Origin of the sequence: Yersinia sp. 1252 StPb PI (genome assembly GCF_048593885.1) — a bacterium.
Classification (GTDB): Bacteria; Pseudomonadota; Gammaproteobacteria; order Enterobacterales; family Enterobacteriaceae; genus Yersinia; species Yersinia enterocolitica_E.
In genome coordinates this window covers 1-22,447 of record NZ_JAZGQE010000070.1, presented here as the reverse complement: position 1 = coordinate 22,447, position 22,447 = coordinate 1, and the positions used below count along the sequence as shown (strand labels likewise).

Here is a 22,447-nt window from a genome sequence, read left to right as displayed (position 1 = left end):
GTTAAATAATTTATTTACCATAAGCACCACACCCAATGAGATACTAGTCACAAAACAATAAAGAGAATATTTTCCCCCTTGGGCGAGATTCTTTCTCTGAACCCATAAACTGCCGATTTAAAAAGGCGAGTTAGCTACTGCCAACTCGCCTGAAATAAAATCTAAGCTATCGCGATATACTCGCTGCAGCCTGTCCTGGTTTGATAACCCGTGCTACTGAGGAGACTGCTGCATGGTCCAGTTGAGCACTTGGGTGGCTAACTGGTCACTGGCCAGGCCAAAGGCCTGAATCACCTCATTCATCTCGCTACCTGTTATCGGTTGGCGAATTTCAAACTGGCGGGTCGCAATAATCCTACGGTCCGAAATTCTTACCAGCCGGGCATCAAAGCGGATCAGCACTTCGCTGCTACCAACATGATATACCCCTTGGAACGCAGACAAATCACCACTCAACTCCACATCAGCCTGTAGGCTGTCATCATCGCTACTGACTGCGCGGATTCGGCCATCACTACGGAACGCCTGAATAAGACGATTGCGCACCAGAATCGGTGCTGAATCACTCCAACGAGAGTTTTTATAAACTGCAATCTCCTGGCCCTGAGGCTGCACCGCTATGCGTGAGCTATTAAGAAACTGGTTCGTCGCCGGTTGTGAAACCCGTAATGACCAGTTTACTGTCTGCGCGCGCGGCGCACTCACTGCTGGTGGCACCGGCAGAAGATAAACTTGTGATACGGGGGCCGAGGGTAAAATGGTACAGGCAGAGAGCAGTATCGCCCCGCCGGATATCATCAATAGCCACACACGGCGGCCTGCATAGCGCATTAGATTAAGAGAGAGCATTAAGGCGTAAACTCCTGTGTTCTTTCACGGCCGCGCAACAAGGCCGCTGGGTTTTCTTCCAAACGAGAAACGGCGGCACGTAATGTCGCTAATGTTCTGCGCAGCTCATCCACAGCCGGCCCCAGCTCATTCATCCCTTGCATCCCGTTATTGAGTGAGGTTTTATTTTCACTCACCAATTTATTGAGGATGGTACTGGTATTTTGCAACGATGCCATGGTCTTGGCGGCATCACTGACCAGTTGTTTCCCCTGCCCATCCATTAAGCCGTTAGCATTACGCAGCAGGCGATTAGTTTGGGCCAGTGTCTCATTAGCCTGTTTACTGGCCTGCGCCAACTGCTGCAACAGGGTACGAAGATCACCACGTTGATCAGCCACGGTTTGAGTGACCAGCGCGAGATTATCCAGTGTCGTTATCAGGCGCTGCTGGTTATCCGGTGCCAGCAACTGGTTCAAGCGCACCAACACTTCATTAGCATTGGTCATGAAATTCTCACCGTTAGCCAGTAGCTGACTCATCGGCGAAGGGGTGGCAATAATGATAGGAACATCGCCATCTTTGCCTTCCAATAGCGGGCTGTCTTGGCTGCCACTGCTGAATTGAATATTTGAAGTGCCGGTAATACCCGCAACTGTCAGCCGGGCTTGAGTATCCTCGCGTATCGGAGTAGATGCAGAGACGCGGATACGTGCCCAAACCTTATTAGGATTCTCTCGGTCCAACCGCAATTGTGTCACCTCACCGACTCGAATCCCGCTGTACTGAACGGTGCTGCCCTGTGACAGGCCACTCACCGGTTCATTGAAAACGATATCGTACAATCTGAACTGGCGGTCAGAACCGGAATTTGTCAGCCATAGGCAAAACAGCAGCGCGGCACTCACCACAATAAGAGTGAACAATCCAATAACAACATGATGAGCACGGGTTTCCATATTACCACCTCTCTCCACTGTTAATTGCCGCTGCCTGATAAGCAGCCCGGCCTCGTGGGCCATGAAAATACGCCTGAATCCAGGCATCATCAGTCGCCGCAACTTTATCCAGAGTATCAACCACCAGCACTTTTTTCTGCGAAAGCACCGCCACACGATCACACAACGTATACAGCGTATCCAGATCGTGAGTTACCAAAAATACCGTCAGATTGAGGGCATCCCGCAGGGTGCGGATCAAGCTGTCGAACGCCGCCGCACCGATGGGATCAAGGCCCGCTGTCGGTTCATCAAGAAACAGAATATCTGGGTCCAGCGCCAAGGCACGGGCTAACGCAACACGTTTGACCATACCACCCGACAGTGATGCCGGATACTTGCTGCCAGTGCCCGGCGGTAACCCGGCCAGTGCCAGTTTAACCTGAGCCAGACGCTCAGCCTCAGCCCGGGGTAACCCGGCGTTTTCTATTAATGGCAACGCCACGTTCTCGGTCACGGTTAGAGAGCTGAACAGTGCGCCTCGTTGAAATAATACGCCAAATCGGCGCTCTACCATGGAGCGGGATTGACCTGACAGAGTCATTAAATCTTCACCAAAAACATGAATTTGCCCGTCAGTCGGACGACGTAGCCCAACAATACTGCGTAACAGAACCGATTTACCGGTACCCGAGCCGCCAACCACGCCCAAAACCTCGCCGCGCTTAACATCAAGATTTAACCCTTGATGCACGCATTGTGCGCCAAAGCAGTTAACCAGAGAGCGAATTTGAATAATTGCATCTTGCGTCATTTGGCTCACCACCCCATTTCCATGAAAAATAGTGCTGCCACGGCATCAAGCAAAATCACTACAAAAATCGAATGCACCACACTGGTGGTGGTATGGACCCCGACAGATTCAGCGCTACCCGTCACTTTGAACCCCTCCAGACAGCCAATAATGGCAATCAGGAAAGCAAAAATAGGGGCTTTGCTTATACCCACCAGAAAATGCTGCAACCCATTACTGTTTTGCATAATAGACAAAAACATGGTTGGAGAGATATCCAGTGTTAAGGCGCACACCACCATGCCACCAAAAATACCACAAACCATACCAATAAATGTCAGCATCGGCAGAGAAATCAATAGTGCCAAGACGCGCGGTAGCACCAGCAATTCGACCGGATTCAAGCCCAGCGTCTGGATAGCATCAATCTCTTCATTGGCTTTCATCAAGCCAATTTCAGCGGTAAAAGCACTGGCTGTCCGCCCTGCCATCAGGATCGCGGTAAGCAGTACCGCAAATTCACGCAGAAAAGAAAATACCACCAAATCGACGGTAAAAATGCCCGCGCCGAAGGTAGTGAGTACGGTGGCACCGAGAAAAGCGATAACTGCCCCCACCAAAAAGGTGAGCAACATAATGATCGGTACAGCATTGAGGCCAATCTGTTGAATATTGGCAATTAATGAGGTAATGCGCCAGCGTGAGGGGCGAAAGAGTGTCCCCAGCAAGGTTTCCAGCGTCAGACCAATAAAGCCCAATAGTGACTTAATATCTTGCCATAAGTTATCGACCGAACGGCCGGTGTTAGCCAGCATCTCCAGCCAAAATCGTGCGGGTTTTTCTGACGGCTCAGGGGCTAAGTCAGGCAATACATGGCTTACCGTTTCAAGTAAGGTTCGCCGTTCTTCTGGCAATTTAGGCGCAAGTTTGCGTAAATTTGCCACACGATCCTCACCCAGAAGCAGAGCTAGCAACGTTGCACCGGCGGTATCTAACGCCCCGAGTTGGTTGAGGTCAAATACCACGCCACTGGGCATATTAACGCGCAACTGCGCCACTTGGGGTTCCAAAAAGCGGTAATGCGCCAGTACCCAATCCCCCCTGATATACACTATGGGAGGCTGAGCCGCGCTATCGAGATCAAGTTGTACGGAGGACGTTTGCTCAGTCATTGCTCAGACCTTACCTATTTCAAACCCTAATGTTTCAAACCCTAAATAGGTATATCACACAGTTAAGTAAGAGTAATGACTGTTTAATTAATGAAGTGTTAACCACCCGCTAATCAGTGAGGTGTGGCACTCTGTTTGCCCAATTGCCGTATTTTCTTCCCCGGCAGGGTAAACCACACCACCACCGCCAACAGAATTAACAGTGCGCTGGCAGTACCTAATACCAAACTATGCGAGGCAGAAAAGGCAAGTTTGGCGCTGGTCAGTAGATGCTCGTTCCCACCAAGGCTATTGACCACCTGAATAGTTTCACTGATAGAAGCACTGGCCTGCTCAACCAGATCAGCGGGTAAATCTGCTGGTAATTCAATAGACGCGGTATAGGCCCGCGATAACATCAAACCAAATATTGCCACCCCAAATCCCGCCCCCAGCTCATAAGCCATACCCTCAACCGCCCCAGCCGCACCGGCTTTTTCCGGGGGAGCCGCACTCATAATCGCCGCAGTAGAAGCTAATAACGAGGCTTCAATACTGAACCCCAGCACTATCATCCATCCCCATGCCAGATAAACTTGCGTGGCAAAATCGGTCCAGGCCAGGCCGAGAAAACTCAATGAGCTAAATGCAATACCCGCGCTTGCAACGGTACGTAACCCCAATTTAGCCACCAGCCAACCGGATATCGGCCCGCTAACACCACTGGCAATCATCAATGGCATTAGAAATATACCCGCTTCGAGTGGGCTTTTACCTAACACAAACTGCAATTCCTGTGTCAGCAGCAGTTCAAAACCAACCAGCGTTATCATTGCCGTCATGGCCATTGCCATACCAACAGCGATCACCCGCTGGCTTATCAGGCGAAAATCGATCATTGGAGCTGTCGTTGATAACTGGTGACGAACAAAAGCAAACAGCATCGCGCCCCCGATAAACGCGGTTAGGAAAGTTACCCTCATATCTCCCCCGCCGCGCAGCCCGGTTTTGGCCGCATAGACCAGCAATAGGATCGCAGTAATCAATACCAGTGCCGGAGCCAATTTCCATGACTGTTCCACCCGCACTGGCAGGCTCGGTATAACCAGCAGCGTGGCAATAACCACTGCAATAATAATAGGGATATTGATCAGGAAGACTGAACCCCAGTAGAAATATTCCATCAATAATCCACCAACCAGTGGCCCCATCGCGGCACCCGTCGTTCCGATGGCAACCCATATCCCCAGCGCCAATGCCCTTTCTCGTTCATCGGTAAAGATATGGCGCACCGCCGACAAGGTTGCCGGCAGGATCATCGCCGCACCTATCGCCAAAAAAGCGCGTGCCGCAATGAGCGCGGCAACCGATGGTGCAAGAGCCGCCGCCAGTGAGGCAAGCCCGAACAGTACCGACCCCAACAACGCCAAGCGTTTGAAACCGATGCGATCCCCCAGCGCCCCCATTGGCAGCAGCAAACAGGCCATAACCAGTGAGTAAATATCAATAATCCACAGCAATTCACTGCCCGTGGCTGACAGCGCAATACCCAGTCGTGGGGCGGCCACATGTAATACAGTTGCATCAATAGAAACTGGGAGATACATCAGAATAATAACGTAGAAAATCATCCACTTTTTAGACATACAAAACGCTCAAATAAGGCATAGATTAATGTTGAACACCTGTTCAATATGTCAATAATAGCGGAAAGTTGAACTAGCGTCCAATTCATCACATAATGGCTAAAACACTAATAAGTCAGATAAGGAGTCTCTTTGGCCTATTTGAACCGTGAGGAACGCCACGACACCCTTTTGCAGGCTGCGATGCGTGTCGCGATAAGTGAAGGGATGGCGGCAACCACTGTACGTCGTGTTGCCAGCGAAGCGGGCGTGGCTGTTGGGCAAGTTCATCACCATTTCACATCAGTCTCACGACTACGAGCAGATGCTTTTCTACTCTTAGTTAAACAGTCGTTATCTGCTTTTGCGCTAAACAGTCAAAACTTACCTGCCGTTGAACGGATACAGCAAGTGTTGGGCTATCCACAAGATGAAGCCGGCCGAAGAGAAACCCGGTTGTGGAATGAAATTTCAATGCTAGCCGAGCGCGATGAACTTATTAAGGAAGCCTATGCGGCGTCGATGTCAGACTGGCATGCGGCTACCGTGGCGGTGATCCATACCGGCATTACCAACGATGAATTTCGCTCAGACATAAATGCCAGTGATGTTGCCTGGCGGCTGATCGGGCTGGTGTGCGGTCTGGATGGTCTAACCCAGTTTACCGAGTTAGGTTTTTCAGAAGCAGAAATCTTGCGCCATCTGGCTGCAATGATGAGAAGCGAGTTATTGAAAAACCATTAATAGATTCTCACCTTGGCCGGTACTTAACTCGGAGAGTTTTCCCTGATAGGACAGGCTATAATGATTATCTGATTCCTCAAATCCCCAACGTCATTGGCGTGGCAGCACAGCAACCAATCCCGATGAGCTGACAGAGGTTAGCAATTCAGGTGATAAACATGCCGGGAGCAGCTAACGTCAAGGAGGAAAGGGCATTTTATAAAGTACATAATATGACTAAACAGACTCCTGTCGCCGATAGTATTTATTACAATGGCACAATTTATACGGCAGATGCTGATAACACGGTTTGCAGTGCCATCGCCATCGGCCAAGGTTATATTCTGGCCACGGGCGGTGATGAGATCAAACAGCAATTCGCTAGCGCGCAAACTCAACTTATCGATCTGGCAGGTAAGTTTATGATGCCCGGCCTGATTGACAGCCATATGCACCCGTTTTGGGGGGGGAAACAACTGATTGGTTGTAACCTCAATTATGCTGCGCTAAGTGTTGAGCAGACACTGGATATTATCCAGAAACACCTCGATAGCGATCCTTTTAACGGTGAAAATGACTGGCTGACCGTGCGCGCCTGGCAGCGTCAGGCGATGACACCCGTCGGCGCTGATATGAGCCGAAAGGCCTTGGATTCGCTCAATACCAGCCGTCCAATCGCATTGTTTTCCAATGATTGCCACACGCTGGCTGCCAACAGCCGCGCGCTGGAATTGCTGGGTATCGATGAACACACTCCAGTACCGCCAGATGGCAAAATTGCCCGCGATACCCACGGTAAATTGACCGGTATTTTGGAAGATGCGCCCGCCATGCGCGCCTTTGATAGTATCCCCTCCGCCACAGCGGAAAAGAATGTGCAAATTGCGGCCCATGTGCAGCAAGTACTTAATGCGCAGGGTGTCACTACCGTGATGGATACTCGTGTTTTTGCCGAACAGTTGTTGGCTTTCCACCGTTTGCATGAACGTGATGCCTTAACCTTACGGGTTCTGGGCGCTAAAGAAGTGACTCCAGATAGCCTGCAAGGCCCACAGGACGCCGCTCTCGTGGTACAAGAGGTGGTAGAGTTCGCCCGCCAATGGGGAAGCCACGCATGGACACCCGCACCGGGTTTCGCCGTCGATCACCTGAAATTGTTTATCGACGGGGTATTGCAACCCCCAACCATGACCGCTGCATTACTGGAGCCGTATCGTGCCAACCAGGGTTCAGCACAACAACCTGACTGGCAAGATACCGAGCGCTATGGCGACCTCTATTTTAGCGCGCCAGTAGTCAATGCTGTGATTCTGGAGTGCGCCCGCGCAGGTCTTCATCCACACACTCATACCGTGGGTGATGGGGCCATCGAGATGGTGCTGGATGCAGTGGAACAGATGCGCGCCGCCTTGCCGGGCAAAGATATCCGCCCAGGATTAGCACATAACGAGCTGGTTGCCCCCCATCAATATGATCGTTTTGCCAAACTGGGAGCAACAGCAGTGCTTTCCTTCCAGTGGGCTGGCTTGCCGGGGGTGCTAATTGATGAAGAGCGTGAGATGTTGGGCGAGGCTCGTTTCCAGCATATGGAGCCTGCAGCACGCTTCCTTGATGCTGGCGCACGTATTGCGTATGGCAGTGACTGGCCCATTGACCGGCTAGATGAATGGTACAACCTGCAAGTGGGTATGACCCGTCGTGCATGGGATCTCGACGGTCATCCGGCTGGCCCACGGCTGGATAATGATCGTGACCTGACGCTGATTGAAACATTACGTTCTGCCACCATTGATGCCGCTTATATGATTGCCAAAGAGCAATATATCGGTTCACTGGAAGCAGGAAAGTTCGCCGATATTATCATTCTGAAAAATAACCTGTTTGAGCAGTCGCCAAACGCTATTTACCAGACACAGGTGGAATCTACGCTGATCGGCGGTAATGTGGTTTATCAAGCCTAGTGAATGCCCCGCATCATTGATGCACGTCGGTGATGCGGGGACAAATCTGTCAGGAGCAGAGTTGAGCACGACAACATAGGCTAAGAAGGAAGTCATTGGCGTTACAGCGACCCTTATGTCAAAATCCGCTCCTTTATGTTCTATAGCTGCATAAAAATGCAGCGTAACGGTGCTTTTTCTCACCAGGAGATGATACGGTAATGCCACAAAATATTCAGTTGCGCAGAGTGCTTAAAACCCCCGCGCTGGTCGCTTTCGGGCTTGCCTATATGGTGCCTTTAGGCGTATTCACTACCTATGGACAGGTGACCGTATTAAGTCAGGGGCATTTGCCCGTTGCCTATCTGGTGACTGTTGCCACCATTCTGTTTACCGCCCTCAGTTATTGCCGGATGACCAGCGCCATGCCGCTGTCTGGCTCCGCCTATTCCTATGTTCAGCGTAGTTTTGGCGGGAAAACCGGTTTTCTGGTGGGTTGGGCGCAAATTTTGGATTATCTGTTCCTGCCAATCCTTAATTATTTAGTTTTAGGCATTTTCTTGCATGAGGCATTTCCGGCTATCCCTGCTCCGGTATTTATTATTGCGTCTATCATCAGTGTCAGTCTGCTTAATATTCTGGGCGTGCGTTTACTCACCTCAGTTAATTTCTCGCTGATCGCAGCACAGATGGTCTTTATCATATTATTTATTGCGCTCTCTTTCAGTCAGGCCGATTTAAGCCCGGAAGCGTTAATGAAGCCACTTCTGGTGAATGCCGGTGACCTATCCGGGTTACTCTCTGGTGCGGCAGTGCTCTGTTTGGCCTTCCTCGGTTTTGATGCCATCGCGACCATGGCCGAAGAGGCGCACGACGCCAAACGCACTCTGCCACGGGCCATTCTCTTTACGGTGATCAGCGCCGGTGCTATTTTTATCGCCGTTTCCTATGCTGCCCATTTGGCCTATCCCGACTGGAAATCGTTGATTCCACATCAGGATACCGCCAGCCTGATTATCTCCGAGCATGTCGGTGGGAAGTGGATGTATAACTTCTTTATGGCCACTTATTTGACCGGCGTTTATGCCTCCGCAATGACCGCGCAGACCAGTGTGTCGCGTATTTTCTATGCCATGGGGCGTGAAGGTGTACTGCCACGCAAAGTGTTCTTCCATCTGCATCGCAAATTCCACACACCGTGGCGGGCCATTTTGTTCGTTGCCACCATCTCGCTGCTGGCCCTATTCCTTGACCTGAACTTAGTGGTATCGATGATAAGCTTTGGTGCCCTCGGCGCCTTCACCTTTGTTAATTTGAGTGTGATAAAGCATTTTATTATCAATGAGAAACGTCGCGGTACTGCGGCCATGTTTAAGTACGGGTTATTACCCATGATGGGATTCGTCATGTCGGTGTGGCTGTGGGTTCACCTTGAACAACGGGCGCTTGAAGTCGGCTTATTGTGGTTGCTGGCAGGCTTTATCTACTTGCTGTGGCTGACTCGCGGCTGGCGTAAATCGCCGCCATCCGTTAATCCAGATGATATTTCACACCTGTTGTAAGCAGCACCAACCACTAATAGAAAAGGGCCACATCGTGACATGTGGCCCTTTTACTGCTTGCCATCACGGCACGAACCGTCAGCAACGCTTATCACTCATCATTTACTGTATTGATCGTGCCCTGCCTACTGCCTCACCTAACTGCCATACCGCCATCGCGTAATGGGTGCTGTGGTTGTAGCGGGTAATCGTGTAGAAATTGGGTAACCCATACCAATATTGATAACCGGTGCCAACATCCAGACGCAGTAAGCTGGCCTCTTGATAACCCTCTAGCGAACCAGACGGGCTTAGCCCTGCGGCAGATAACGTCGAGATAGGGTATTTCGTCTTAAAGCCATTATCAAGGTACGGCGCTTGCCCATTAGCGGGCACCGCGACCATCGCACCTTTGGTCCAGCCATGGGATTTGAAGTAGTTAGCGACACTGCCGATGGCATCCTCCGGGTCCCATAAATTGATGTGGCCGTTACCATTAAAATCAACAGCATAGCTTTTGAATGACGATGGCATAAATTGGCCGTACCCCATCGCGCCCGCATAAGACCCCCGCAAGCTGAGCGGATCATTACCCTCCGCACGCGCCATCAACAGGAAGGTTTCCAGCTCGCCAGAAAAGTACTCAGCACGGCGTGGATAGGCAAAGGAGAGTGTTGCCAGGGCATCAATGATGCGCGTTTTCCCCATCACCCGGCCCCAGCGAGTCTCAACCCCAATGATTCCGACGATAATCTCCGGTGGCACGCCGTAAACCTCATAGGCACGTTGCAACGCCTCTTGATGCTGATTCCAGAAGTTAACACCGTTTTGCACATTATCAGGGGTAATAAACTGTTTGCGATAGCGGTTCCACGCACCATTAGGGCCGGAAGGGCGGCCTGCCGATGGTGCTTGTTTATCCATCAGGCGGATAACAAAATCCAGTTTTTTAGTTTGGGCCAATACATCATGCAGTTGTTGAGGCTCAAAACCGTGTTCACGCACCATTTTGTCAACAAATCGGGCAGTGTCGGCGTTATAAGCAAAATCACCGTTTTGCAAATGCCCCACATGTTGCGGCTCAAGCAAGAAACCGCTTTGTATCAGGCCCGCCGAGGGCTCGGCAGCAACAGGAGGTGTCGGTTTGCTACTACAGGCAGAGAGCAACGTAAGTAAGGGAACAATAATAGCCAGGTAGCGCATCGAATACCCATAAACCATACAAAAAAGTGATAGCTATGTTAAGTCATTGTCTGCCACGAACAAACAGGAAAATTCGAACAATAAAGTTAGGTCCGATGCATTTATAAATCATCTTCGGATGATTATTGGCCTAGGTGAAAATTTACAACGACCGAGTACGAACCGTAATCCGGCACCGATTTCAGTCGGGGAATTGTCTACATAAAGAATAACATCTTCAATTGCCGCTGTTTTAGTTGCACCATCATAGTAATCAAAGGTTTTAAAGTTCTGCGGTAAACGGGCATCGGCTGGTAATGATTTGCCTACATAATCCTCCTATGGCATTCCCTGCTTCATGTTGCCCTGTCCCCATTGCATACCCACTTCAGAAGCTTTTACTGTCGCGGTCGACGTATTGCAGCTCATAAATGAAATTGCAGCTTTGGCCAAATCTTTAACCAATAGTCCACCAGAAGCAAGCATGGTCTGATTTTCTGGGTCAGACACAAATACCACAAACTTCGTCCAGCCTGGACGTTCAGACATATCGGAACCGCCCTGAGTGATTTCCTTATCTATCACTTGGGCTTCCAGTGAGTTGTCTTTCAGCTTCTGGTCAGTTTCCGCACTTTGTTTATCACTAACCTGCCTCCATTTAGCGATAATCGATTGACAGTCACCGCCCGACTTACGGCAACCCGACAATTCTTTATCGAAAGCGAGTCCTTTATCTGCACTCAGATAGTTATTCTCCACAACAACCCCAACCGCATGGGCTGAGATTATTGTAAATCTCACTCAGGATCTGAAGGAGGCTTTTTACGGGAGTTAAACTTATCTATTAAATTAAAGACTGTTGTAGCCAGTGTGATTGCAGAGCCAGCTATACAACCGAAAATTATAGCCCTTCTTACTTGATTTAGTGGAAAATAAAAACCATCACCTTTCAAATAGTAAAAAGTCGCAATCACTCCGCCTAAAAGCAACAGCATAAGCGTAGAAGATAAACAACTATAAAGAAATAATACTGCATAAGCATATAGCTGTTTCATTATTTTTTCTCCTCAGAAGCATCTTTTGGCTTATTAAGGTCTTTAATAAATCCAGATGAAAACTCTGAGGCAACACTTCCCCAATAATCATAAATAAATCCTGGGATTTCTTTACCTGTTAATGAATTTACAATACCAGGAGCATATTCCCCGAACATTCCTCCAGCCCAAGTGCCTATAGCAGCCCCGCCAATAGAACCAGTATTCGGTCCATCAGTAAAGAATGCACTACCCGCCGCTATTCCGACGTTCTGCCAGACAGTTCTCCCCGGTGCAAGCATTCCCGAGATCCCGGAACTGACGCTGCTCTTGTAATCCCAGGCTTTGTTTCCATTATCCGGCTGGCTCAGATCAAACCACTGATAACTTCCGTTGGCAATTTCCGCAATAACTCCACCACCTATGACTTTACCTAACGATGCCGCAGGCCCCAAATACCACGCCCCCGCTATCGTAACCCCATTCTGATAACCTTCTACTATCGCTTTGGTTATGTTCGCCCCTTCCGGCAAATCACCTTTCGCGATCTTATCCAGTCCAACCTGCTTTTCCTCTGGCGTCAGATTGTGGTCCACGGCGTACTGATTCCACGATGCATAAGCCGCACCGATACTGTCCATGCCAGAACCGAAGCTCAGCGCATTATTCTCCACCGCATTCTTCCCAGCCTGCGCGCCGATGAGAAGGCCGGTGCTGCTATCAGTACTTAAGCCACCCAGGATACCGGCAGTTAAGGTACTAATCGCACTAATAATTCTCTTATCAGGTTCGGACAAATCAGCGATTTTCTTGCCTGGATGCACCTCATCCATATAGATGTTGGCTGCCCACTCACCACCACCGCCACCTAACGCCCCTGCGGTGGCTGAATTACCCTGCATTTGGGCCACAATGCCACCCAACACGGCATGAGCCAATATATTGATGGTTTTGTTTACTTTGCCATCTTTATCGGTTGTGTATTTCTTTATTTGACCCGCCAGATAAGGGGCGGCAGCGGCACTGCTGATACCGCCAAGGTCAGCGTTACCGGCTAAACCGGTCAATGCTGCGCTAACCGCCATACCTGCCGTCCAGAAACCGCTGCCAATACCAAATGAATCCTGTGCTGCTTTATAGTCAGCAGAAGCATAGATCATTGCCTGACGTTCTTCCGATGTGGCTTGCTGATACTTAGGATCTTTTTCCAGTGTTTGGGCGGCTGATTTTTCAGCTTGCTTCATGTTCCAGCTGCTAACATCACCCACCAACTGTGTAGTTAGCTGGGTGACACCCTGCGTAAATGCCATCTGATCTTTGACTTTAGATTCATCAAAAATCTTATCAATACGCCCATTAGCTGAATCCGTATCACGGCTGAGAGTGGCAACATCCTGCTGCTGTTTGCCCTGATTACGGATAGCTATCTCCCCGTTAGCTATCGCACTGCGAGTCGTACCACTGGCACTACTGTGGGCATTTGCCATACCCAGAGTCGGCATCGGCGCATCGGTAGAAAAACCAATACTGGTACTGGTCGCTTTATATTCTGCCTGATTATGGATATCACCCCATCCCAATGTCCCTGTTGATAACAGGTTATCCTGCGCCCCCGCAGTTGAGGCCAGCACACCACCATTGAGCTGAGTATGATTGCCAACATCCAGATCAAAACCTTTACTGCCAGCAAAAAAGCCACTTTGATCGCCCACACTGGCATATTTACTGTCAATCTTAGTTTTACTGAGATTAAAGGAAGCCGAGCCTCCCCCGGCCGGACCAAAAGTAATACTAAACCCGGCGCTAGCATCCTTCTGAATGCTATGGTAATTATCACTATCTTGCAGGCTGCTTATAGTCAGATCACGGCCTACCTCTGCCGTAATTTTATCGCCCAACACCTGTGCACCTGATAATACCGTATCCTGCCCACTCTTAATGAGCAGGGTATCTTTGGCATTGATACGAGTATTGGTATAGTCAGTGGTTGTACCGTCCGAGTTCCCTTTTGACATAAAACCATTGGCGGAAATGCCAATCCCAGTCTGACTGCCGAACGAGATGTGTACCCCAGCGTTCCAACCACTACTGTTGTTGTTGCTGGTTTGCTCCGAATTGTTACTGGCCGCAGCCAGCAACAGATCATTTTTGGCCGCTAACGTTACCTTATTACCGGTAACACCACTGCCGATCACACTGAGGTCGCCGCTTTGCCCATGACTACCACTGGCGACCATTGTCAGATTATCCCCCGCCGTCAAGCTACTGCCGCGCACCTGATTTTGCACGAGTTCTGACGTCGATTTGCTGTGGCTGGCACCGACACTAAGTTGTAATTTAATACTGGCCCCCGGTTCGGCGGGAGACCCATTCGACTTGCCTGCCATCATATCCATAGTGCCATCGGCACCGACCCAAGCTTCTCGCGCTGCCTGAGCGCCATAGAGTGCGGAAAGTTTGCTACTGCCGGCATCACTGGCCTGTTTCAATTTACTGTTGATTGCCAGTAAAGCATCGGTAAACGGACTGGAAAGCGCGAGGGTTAAACCACTCTGTTTTTGTTCATAAACCTGCCGCCGTTTCAGTAAGTCATTGCCAGAATCGACTTTGATAGTACCTGCAATCACATTAAGATCTTTACCGGCAATAATATCTGAACCACTGATATGTGCCTGTGCGCCCGCGAGAATACTGACATTCCCCTCCGTAGAGCCTACTGCGCTGGCACTTTCGCTCTGCTTGCTACCCTCTTGATTGACTTGCTGACGGCTAGATTTACTGCCAAACGTCACCCCCAACCCACCACCGCTGAACATACCACTGGTTTTCTTCTCGCTAAAGCGATAACTGGATTGCTGTTCAGTGGCAGCCACAATATCAACATTGTTGTCTGCTTTCAGTACCACAGCGCCATCACCAACAACTGAAGAACCTTTAACTACCAGATTATTACCCGCACTCAGCGTGACATTATTTCCGGCCAGCGCCGAGCCTTTTTCTGTCGTGGTAAAATCCTCTTCCACATTGTGGGTTGTGGTTTTTGATACCAACCTTTTCTTGGTTTTTTTCTCTTCGAAAAAGTGATAATCGCTCTCAGTCGCAGTGTTAACCGCAATATCACGCCCCGCTTGCAAGCTCAGATCACCTTCTGCGCTGATATTAGCCGCCTGTAGATTAATATCCTGCCCTGCGTGAATCTGGGTATATTGGCCGCTTGCCAGTTCACTTCCTTGTTGACGCACCGACTCATCAACCCGTTTATAATTTTTACCGTGACTTTCGTTATATTGGCTACTTTGCTGGGCATTGAGATTGACGTCGCGCTCGGCATTCAGTACCAGCGCATTTTCAGCCGTCACTGCCGCCGCCTGTGAATTGATATCACGACCAGCACTGGTTGTTAAGTTGCCACCGCTGCTCAGTGTACTTCGGGTATATCCGATGGTTTTAGCTTCACTTTCTCGATACTGAGCACGGCTACTTTTCTCATTAACCTGTAAATTTACATCGCGTTCAGCCCGTAATGCGGTATTACCATCGGCACCTAAATGGCTGGCGGATAATGTAATATCCCGCCCAGCTTGGGCATTGATAGCCCCCCCAGCACTGATATCGCTGCTCTGACTGTCGTGCTGTTCATTCAGTGCAATATTTCTGTTACGGCCAATGTTTTGCTGCTGTGCACTGTAGAGGTCATTGGCAATAATATTGATATCGTTACTTGCCTTCATAGCGATATCACCCACTGCAACAACCTTGGCCCCAGTGATGGCAATATTATTCCCAGCCACAAGCGTTAGCGCCTTACCCGCAGTGATAGCAGCCGTCTCGCCAACCTCAGTCTGGGTCATTGATTGTGTTTTTATCCCAGACCAATAATCCGGCTGTCGGCTTTGATCTGCTGACCACTGGCTAGTTTGTGTCTGATTAATAATGTCGCCATTCTGGCTAATAATCGCCACACGGTCACCCGAAATGGATGAACTGAGATTGCTGATGTTATTCAAAGCAGTAAGGTTCAGCGCGCCGGTTGATGTCAGTAATCCCCCTTTTTCATTGGTCAGGGTGTCCTGGCTGGTTATTGCCAGCAGTTCAACACCTTTAAGTACACCACTGTTAGTCACAGTACCCGCATTCAGTTCGACGTTATTTCCGCTGATCACACTACCCTGTAAATGTCCTTGCTCAGCTTTTGCGAGATACAGCTTTGGTGCTAATACAGTTTGACCGTTAACATTGATGTTCTCCCACCAGACGATACTGTTACTCAATTGCGCAACCTGTTCCGGTGTCAGACTGACACCCAGTTTGAGATCCAGTTTTTTCTGCGATTGGGCGGCGTTATCAAGTAAATATTGCATCTGTGACAAGTCGGAGCCCGTACCATTAAGATAACGCTGGCCAGTCTGGCTCAATACTGCATTATTTATATAGCGGGTATCGAAAGCGGCGTCCCCCAAAAACCGATAATCATGTTCAGCATCGAGATTAATTTTCTTTAACAGATAATCAGAACCGAGGAAGTTTGCTTGCTGGGTCCACTGTGGGTTGTGCTCAACAGCAACAGACGTTTGAGGCTGACGCCCCAACATAGCCTGCAAGCTGGAAAGTAAGGTGTTATCAACACTACCTAGTTTTTCCAACGTTGGGTTGGTGCTAATCAGATAGCGGCTACCCGGTTCTGCATTAACGACAAACAGACCATTATTGCTGTCTGGCAGTGGGTAATCAGACAATTGGGCGCGGGTTAATGGTTTACCATCGCTCCCCAAACCAAAGGTCAAAGGTGTACCACTTTGATTATAAAGGGCCACCAGAGCAGTATTATTACTGTCAGGAGCCACTTGCGCTGCACCTGAGTTTGGCTTATTGGCAAGTTCTGACGGCACCGTAGCCATAGTTAGACCAGGCTGCACGACCTGATGAACGATGTTACCGATATTAGGTTTAACCGAGGTATTACTCAGATTTTCAGTAAAATTAGCGGTAATATTGCCTACCGCCTGAATCACCCCCTGATAAAGCTGCCCGTCATTGCTGATTTCATAGGTCGGACTGCCGCTCAGTTTAAATTCGAATAAATTATATTCAGGGTTAGTGTCACGGCTGTTGGTATAGACCAGATACTGCGTTAACGTCCCACTTTGATAACTCTGATTATTGAGTGACTGCCCCTGCAACAATACATTCTTACCAGCCGATATCTGGCTGGCCTGATTTACCAGCGCGTTTGCCAAAACCCTAAGATCACCCCCCGCCACAATACGCCCAGCATCATAGGGGCTATCAACGGTAACGATTGAACTGCTGGTCGAGAGCTTTTGCGTTCGGGCTGAAGCGGCTAATCCGAGAAGACTAACTGTTGATTCATTCCCATGATGCCCACCACCGATAACTGTTTTGGAATAATAGACGACATCCTCACGATTAAAATAACCCGACGATATCAGAATATTGGTGGCCCCCACATTCGCGATACCGCCACTATTAACTGCACCGGTTTTTTCCGTAACAGTAAAGCCATCACGCCGGTTTAGTAATGACGCGGTATTCAGCACCATATCTCCGTGCTGAGTCTCAATATTTCCAGAAGTATTAATAATTTCGCGGTTAGAATTCCCAGCGTTGTCCCGCTGCATCCATAAGTGATTGCCCGCCAGAATGTCACCACGGACGTTATGAATAGCATCTGCTAATAAACGCATACTGCCGCCCGCATACAGCAGGTTGGTATTGTTTACTGCACCCACTGCCTGCAACAACAAATCGCCGGCAGTCCCGACAAATCCATGGTTATTAATATCGCTACGGCTGGTCAACGAGGTGACACCACCGGACTGTAGGCTGCCACTCTGTTCCTGATTAATTGCCGCACCATTGAGTATCAAACTGCCTGCACCCGCTGCAAACTGCCCACGATTGGTTATAACACCACGACTGGTAACCCTGACATCATTACCCTGCAAGCTCCCACGCTGATTGAGATCACCGTCAACCTGAAGACTGAGTCGTTTGCCAGCGGCCATAACACCGTTAAAATCTAGACTGCCGTTGACTTCGCCTGTCAAATCACCCAACGCGGTCCATTGACCATTTTGTTGCAGCGCTGATGTTGTGAAATACAAATCCTGGCCGCTGAGGATTTTGCCACCGTTATTATTGGTTAGGCTTGTGGCCTGTAACTCAAGGTGAGTTAAACCCAATAACGTGCCATTATTGGTCAGATATTGACCGAGTAAAAATACTCTATCCCCTTGCATTAACCCATTATTAACCAATTGGTTACTATCAAGTTTAAGGGTGCTATCAGAGAGAAATTGCCCACGAGCCTGATTGGTGATCGTATTGCGACTATTCACCTGCAATTGTGATAATCCAGAGAGGGTGCCCGCGTTATCCAACGCATCACTCACCAATAACAAAGAACCCGCTTGAATCAGCCCTGCGTTATTCAGATTATCAGCGTGAATCTCGCCTATGCCGTGTGTCAGTAACTGGCCGCCCGCCCCCCCTTGATACTGCGTCAGCCCGTTTAGCGCTACAGCCAAATTGCCTTGTAGCAATCCATTATTTATCATCTTATCTGCGGTTAAGATGAATTTGCCGTCCGTCAAAAATTGGCCTTGCTGTTGATTGGTCAATGCACCACTGAGGTTGATATCCTGCAACCCAATACTCAATACCTTGCCATTATTGGTAAATTGTTCTGCTGTGGCCTTAAGTGAATCACTTTGCCACTGACCCTGGTTATCGATATCAGCCGCCGTCACCGATAACTGACCACCACTTTTTAGGCCGCCCGAATACTTGCCTTGGTACTGGTTATCCAATTGCAAAGTTAACTGCTGCTGGCCCTCTAATTGGCCGCTGTTATTGATATTTTTGCCATTCAGCGCCAACGAGTTGCCAAGGATACGCTCAGAATTATTCAACTCATTGAATGATAATGCTATATCACCAGTAGAAACAAATACACCACGGTTATCGATGGTGTTATCCAACAGCAGTTGAGCATGTTCTTGAGCGACAACATTGCCATGGTTGCGCCAATTAGCGCCTTTTACATCAAGAATCTGGCTTTGCAGCTCACCACCAATATCCATCTCGGCAGCGCGCAAGGTTAGTGCCCGCCCACTATTGACGGTACCACTGGCGCTTTGTGCCAAACTATCCGCTGTCAGCACAACACGATTATCACCTTGAAGTTGGCCCTGATTACTGAGTGCCTTAGCCTCAATATCAATATCGGTGGCGAATATCTGGCCATGATTCTCCACCCGCATCCCAGTGAGATGGAACTGATTTGCCGCCAGAAGCTGACCGCTATTGGTTAAATTCCGCCCACTGAATATCAGGTCATTCCCCGCCACCATTTGCCCAGCCCACTCACTGTCACCGCTAAGGTTAAGAGTGATATTTTTCTGGCTGCCTAGTGACGCAGTTTTACTCCCCAACAAACTTTGACCAGTAAGAGATAAATCATTATTGGCGGCTAATTGGCCCTCTAGCCTAAGCTGTTGACCACTCAGTTTTAGCTGCCGTGCCGCCAGGCTACTAGCCTTATCCAGCGCGATATTACCTGTACTTAGCGCGCTTACTTTCGCGGCAGTAACTTGGCTCTGTTGTAATGCCAACTCCGTGCTCTGAAGAGATACCGCGCCTTGCTCACCAATATTTCCTGCCTCATCCACACCAGCATTAAGCTGGCTACCATGTAGGGTAATCTTTCCTCCAGCTTTGACTGACACCGTATTGCCTGCCAGTAATGTTGCTTTGTCCAGCAAACTTTCATCACGGCTTGCAAGCACAATATCGCCTTGTGCACGCTGATTGCCTTGCAGATGAAGTTGCTCAGCCGAGGCGGTAATGCTGCCCTGAGCGATTGCATTACTGACCGTCAACTTACCATTGCTATCCAGTTGGATATCCCCCTGACGGGCATTCAGGTCGCCGAGGTTAACCCCAACACCTTTCTCACTGGATACCAAACGGATACGGTTGGCATACATGCCGCCCAGCGCGCCGGTGTCGACTGCCACTTGGGGAATATCTCCTCTACCTTGCAGCGTACTGACATTACCGGCACTATCCACCCGATTGTGACCCGCAATCACTGTAAGATCTTGGGCGTGAATCTGGGCATTAATTTCAGTGGCACGGCTAATCAGTGATAAAGCGCTGCTCTGACTGGCATCAAGCCCTTTGCCTTGAATCGCTATCGCACCCTGCGTCACCTCCAAAGACTGCACTTTGCCATTGGCATCCAGCATTGGTTTGCCAGTTGTCAGCGTCACATTCGGTGTATTGATAAAACCGCAACCATCGCAAGTAATACCATACGGATTTGCCACCATCACGGCGGCAGCTTTTCCGCCCACTTCAAGATAACCATTCAATTGGGAACGATTGGGCGAAATGACTTCGTTGATAATGGCACCCGCAGCCTTACCATTAAGGTTAGGGTTATTCTGAATCAAGCCACCCAATTGAGTTTGAGTTAGGCGATCCGTCGCGTTATTGAGGATGGCCCCCTCTTTACCCACATTGAACTGGTTATAAACGTTATGAGAAACCCCTGCCCCATTAGGCGGAGCAATATTCACCACCGGCACCCCATTTCCTGCCTTATCCAGAGCTGTATTCCCCTGAGCAACATCAATACTCGCAGCCATTGCCGGCATAATCGGCTGGATAGCCACCAGATAAATCAGGACATAACTGATCACGCTCTGACGAAGATAAATGGGTTTCATTCTGCGATTCCTTTGCGTTAATGAATTAAATCACGATGCCGATGCGGTAATAGAACGTGGTGTTGTCTGGTTTCAGCCAACCGGGATAACACAAGGGTTTACCGACAGTAAACTGGCTGGAGAAATAGCGGCCGTTGCTGGTAATACCTATCGCACTGCCCCATAAGGTACCTTCTGCATGCTTATCTTGTTTGTCGTGTTTCAGCCACCCACCATCTAGTGCTGCAATGAGCGACAAGTTGCCTAATAAGGGTAATTGCAGTGCCTGCCAGCTCACTTCATTGCGCCAGTAACCGCCGTTATTTCCAGACAGGTATTGCTCTTTAAAACCGCGTACCGAGCTCTCCCCACCGAGCGTTAACTGCTCACTGCCATACAGACGATCATTAGAATGCTGCCCATAAAGGCTGGTGAGGTAGCTCACGGAATCGTTCAACGGGTGGTAATAACTGGCAGAAAGTGCCCATTTATTGAATTCAGCCTGCGGCACATCGCCATTTTTAAGGTCATCATTTTCCGCACCAAACCAAGGAGTACCCCGGCTGAATGTCGGGTTGAATGTAGCTAATCCGCCAAACAACTTCTGGCTATGGCTGATGCCAATAATGCCGCTACTAAGGTTACGGCTGCTGCTTTGCAATCGCACCGCATCAAGGTAGTTCTGACTAACCCGATGAGTAATGCCGAATGACAATGCCGTTTTCATATTAGCGTTGCGGAATACGACTCGGGATAGCGTTCCACGGTGTATCCGGCTATCCCCGGTGGAGCGCCAACTGTAATTTCGGTCTGGAATAACGTTGAGGTAGTCGCTCCAGGCATAACTGTAATCAATGTTCCAATAGCCAAATGGCACGCCGACCCCGGCTTGCAAACTGCGGGCATTATGGCTATTAGAAAATTCACTGCTATGACTACCGGCAACAAACCACTGATCAGCGAAACCCAGTAGATTGTCTGCATTAACTGATGCATTAAGCTGAGATACGCCAGTACTTTTCTGACCGCTATTATCGTTACCCAAAGCAAACGTCAGTGGGAACTTCGGCTGAGAGGTGAGATTGACGATGGAGTAGCCTGGTTTACTGCCGGGTAATATTTCGATTTGAACCTGCCGGGTTCGTAGCCGATTAATTTGCTCCATTCCCTGTTCAATATCGCGTAAGTTCAGCATTTCCCCTTTGAGATGAGGGAAGGCCATCATTAACATTGACGCGTTATGATGGTTAAATTGGATATCCTCCAACTTTCCTTCAAGAATACGAATATTTAATACTCCCTCCGCCAAATCCTGCTCGGTAAGGAATGCACGGCTGGTGATATAGCCTCGTTCAATATAGTAATTACTGATATCCGCCAGCAGTTTATTGATTTTAATCAGTGACAGACATTGCCCGATATAGGGTGAATTTAGGTGTTGTTGAACAGCAGATGATAAAAGTGTGCTGTCCAGATACGCAATACGCGAAATAACAAAACAGGGCTGTGGTTGCGATAATGAGGGTGATGGCGGCATCATTAATTTTGGCGTGATAATTTGTAGCTCATCGCGCTGCTGTTGAGATCGCTCAAGCAGTTGTTGCTGCTCAAGTTGGATGATATTTCGCTCGGCCGGACTGGGAGCGGCATAAGAATATCCACTGACCAATATCATCAGATAGCAGGGTATGTTACCCGTATGGACTATTATCAAATATAAAAACCTTACCCTGCTAAATAATTGTTTTACTCGACATGTTATCCATTGGCACATAAATCAATCAACGTCCTGTTACTAAAATTATCAATTGCCGACAACGTTTCAGCATGAGAACCCAAAACATTGAGAGCAATGTCGCCACAATAGGTAATATTGAGGAATAACATCGGCAATAATTAAATTAACTTGAGGCATTAATTAAAATAATTTTTTTAGCTGAGATATAAATGAATAACCGTC

13 protein-coding genes and 1 pseudogene are annotated in these 22,447 nt (G+C 49.0%); 3 read left to right on the top strand and 11 right to left on the bottom strand.

Features of this window, described 5'->3' with window-relative positions:
• Positions 1-213: 213 nt before the first annotated feature.
• From V2A85_RS12130 to V2A85_RS12110, 5 genes are all read right to left on the bottom strand, one after another.
• Positions 214-849: an ABC-type transport auxiliary lipoprotein family protein gene (locus V2A85_RS12130; protein ID WP_083158183.1), complete on the bottom strand. Its 636-nt coding sequence runs from the start codon at positions 847-849 to the stop codon at positions 214-216.
• Positions 849-1,787: an MlaD family protein gene (locus V2A85_RS12125; protein ID WP_372559540.1), complete on the bottom strand. Its 939-nt coding sequence runs from the start codon at positions 1,785-1,787 to the stop codon at positions 849-851. The genes V2A85_RS12130 and V2A85_RS12125 overlap by 1 nt, the downstream gene beginning before the upstream one ends.
• A gap of 1 nt (position 1,788) precedes the next feature.
• Positions 1,789-2,580, bottom strand: a complete 792-nt coding sequence (locus tag V2A85_RS12120) for an ABC transporter ATP-binding protein (RefSeq protein WP_193784620.1) — start codon at positions 2,578-2,580, stop codon at positions 1,789-1,791.
• Between the two features lie 5 nt (positions 2,581-2,585).
• Positions 2,586-3,731, bottom strand: a complete 1,146-nt coding sequence (locus V2A85_RS12115) for an MlaE family ABC transporter permease (RefSeq protein WP_420071529.1) — start codon at positions 3,729-3,731, stop codon at positions 2,586-2,588.
• A gap of 113 nt (positions 3,732-3,844) precedes the next feature.
• The gene (locus V2A85_RS12110) at positions 3,845-5,356 is read right to left on the bottom strand and encodes a SmvA family efflux MFS transporter (protein WP_372559542.1); all 1,512 of its coding nucleotides are present in this window, start codon (positions 5,354-5,356) and stop codon (positions 3,845-3,847) included.
• 132 nt (positions 5,357-5,488) lie between these two features.
• On the opposite strand from V2A85_RS12110, the gene V2A85_RS12105 reads away from it, so the two are divergent.
• The 3 genes from V2A85_RS12105 (at position 5,489) to V2A85_RS12095 (ending at position 9,560) form a co-directional block, all read left to right on the top strand.
• Positions 5,489-6,079, top strand: a complete 591-nt coding sequence (locus V2A85_RS12105; protein WP_372559543.1) for a TetR family transcriptional regulator — start codon at positions 5,489-5,491, stop codon at positions 6,077-6,079.
• Positions 6,080-6,291: 212 nt separating this feature from the next.
• Positions 6,292-8,019, top strand: a complete 1,728-nt coding sequence (locus tag V2A85_RS12100) for an amidohydrolase (RefSeq protein ID WP_420071528.1) — start codon at positions 6,292-6,294, stop codon at positions 8,017-8,019.
• 200 nt (positions 8,020-8,219) lie between these two features.
• The gene (locus V2A85_RS12095) at positions 8,220-9,560 is read left to right on the top strand and encodes an APC family permease (RefSeq protein ID WP_372559545.1); all 1,341 of its coding nucleotides are present in this window, start codon (positions 8,220-8,222) and stop codon (positions 9,558-9,560) included.
• Positions 9,561-9,662: 102 nt separating this feature from the next.
• On the opposite strand, the gene mltB is transcribed toward V2A85_RS12095, so the two are convergent.
• From mltB to V2A85_RS12065, 6 genes and pseudogenes are all read right to left on the bottom strand, one after another.
• A complete protein-coding gene (gene mltB, locus V2A85_RS12090) occupies positions 9,663-10,742 on the bottom strand; it encodes a lytic murein transglycosylase B (RefSeq protein ID WP_372559546.1) in 1,080 nt (359 codons plus the stop codon).
• Positions 10,743-10,850: 108 nt separating this feature from the next.
• Positions 10,851-11,048: pseudogene (locus tag V2A85_RS12085) on the bottom strand (hypothetical protein); the annotation flags it as partial.
• A gap of 12 nt (positions 11,049-11,060) precedes the next feature.
• The gene (locus tag V2A85_RS12080; RefSeq protein WP_372559547.1) at positions 11,061-11,480 is read right to left on the bottom strand and encodes a hypothetical protein; all 420 of its coding nucleotides are present in this window, start codon (positions 11,478-11,480) and stop codon (positions 11,061-11,063) included.
• A 38-nt stretch (positions 11,481-11,518) separates the two neighbouring features.
• On the bottom strand, positions 11,519-11,776 hold the full coding sequence (locus V2A85_RS12075) for a hypothetical protein (RefSeq protein ID WP_050084865.1): 258 nt from the start codon (positions 11,774-11,776) through the stop codon (positions 11,519-11,521).
• A complete protein-coding gene (locus V2A85_RS12070; RefSeq protein ID WP_420071527.1) occupies positions 11,776-20,508 on the bottom strand; it encodes a hemagglutinin repeat-containing protein in 8,733 nt (2,910 codons plus the stop codon). Before V2A85_RS12070 ends, V2A85_RS12075 begins: the two co-directional genes overlap by 1 nt.
• Positions 20,509-20,533: 25 nt before the next feature.
• Positions 20,534-22,162, bottom strand: coding sequence for a ShlB/FhaC/HecB family hemolysin secretion/activation protein (locus V2A85_RS12065; RefSeq protein WP_420071530.1), 1,629 nt, complete (start codon positions 22,160-22,162; stop codon positions 20,534-20,536).
• Positions 22,163-22,447 lie beyond the last annotated feature (285 nt).

Excerpts from the sequence above, each read along its gene's own strand:
- V2A85_RS12130 (WP_083158183.1), bottom strand. The coding sequence starts at position 849 with ATGCTCTCTCTTAATCTAATGCGCTATGCAGGCCGCCGTGTGTGGCTA.
- V2A85_RS12125 (WP_372559540.1), bottom strand. The coding sequence starts at position 1,787 with ATGGAAACCCGTGCTCATCATGTTGTTATTGGATTGTTCACTCTTATT.
- V2A85_RS12120 (WP_193784620.1), bottom strand. The coding sequence starts at position 2,580 with ATGACGCAAGATGCAATTATTCAAATTCGCTCTCTGGTTAACTGCTTT.
- V2A85_RS12115 (WP_420071529.1), bottom strand. The coding sequence starts at position 3,731 with ATGACTGAGCAAACGTCCTCCGTACAACTTGATCTCGATAGCGCGGCT.
- V2A85_RS12110 (WP_372559542.1), bottom strand. The coding sequence starts at position 5,356 with ATGTCTAAAAAGTGGATGATTTTCTACGTTATTATTCTGATGTATCTC.
- V2A85_RS12100 (WP_420071528.1), top strand. The coding sequence starts at position 6,292 with ATGACTAAACAGACTCCTGTCGCCGATAGTATTTATTACAATGGCACA.
- V2A85_RS12095 (WP_372559545.1), top strand. The coding sequence starts at position 8,220 with ATGCCACAAAATATTCAGTTGCGCAGAGTGCTTAAAACCCCCGCGCTG.
- mltB (WP_372559546.1), bottom strand. The coding sequence starts at position 10,742 with ATGCGCTACCTGGCTATTATTGTTCCCTTACTTACGTTGCTCTCTGCC.
- V2A85_RS12075 (WP_050084865.1), bottom strand. The coding sequence starts at position 11,776 with ATGAAACAGCTATATGCTTATGCAGTATTATTTCTTTATAGTTGTTTA.
- V2A85_RS12070 (WP_420071527.1), bottom strand. The coding sequence starts at position 20,508 with ATGAAACCCATTTATCTTCGTCAGAGCGTGATCAGTTATGTCCTGATT.
- V2A85_RS12065 (WP_420071530.1), bottom strand. The coding sequence starts at position 22,162 with ATGATATTGGTCAGTGGATATTCTTATGCCGCTCCCAGTCCGGCCGAG.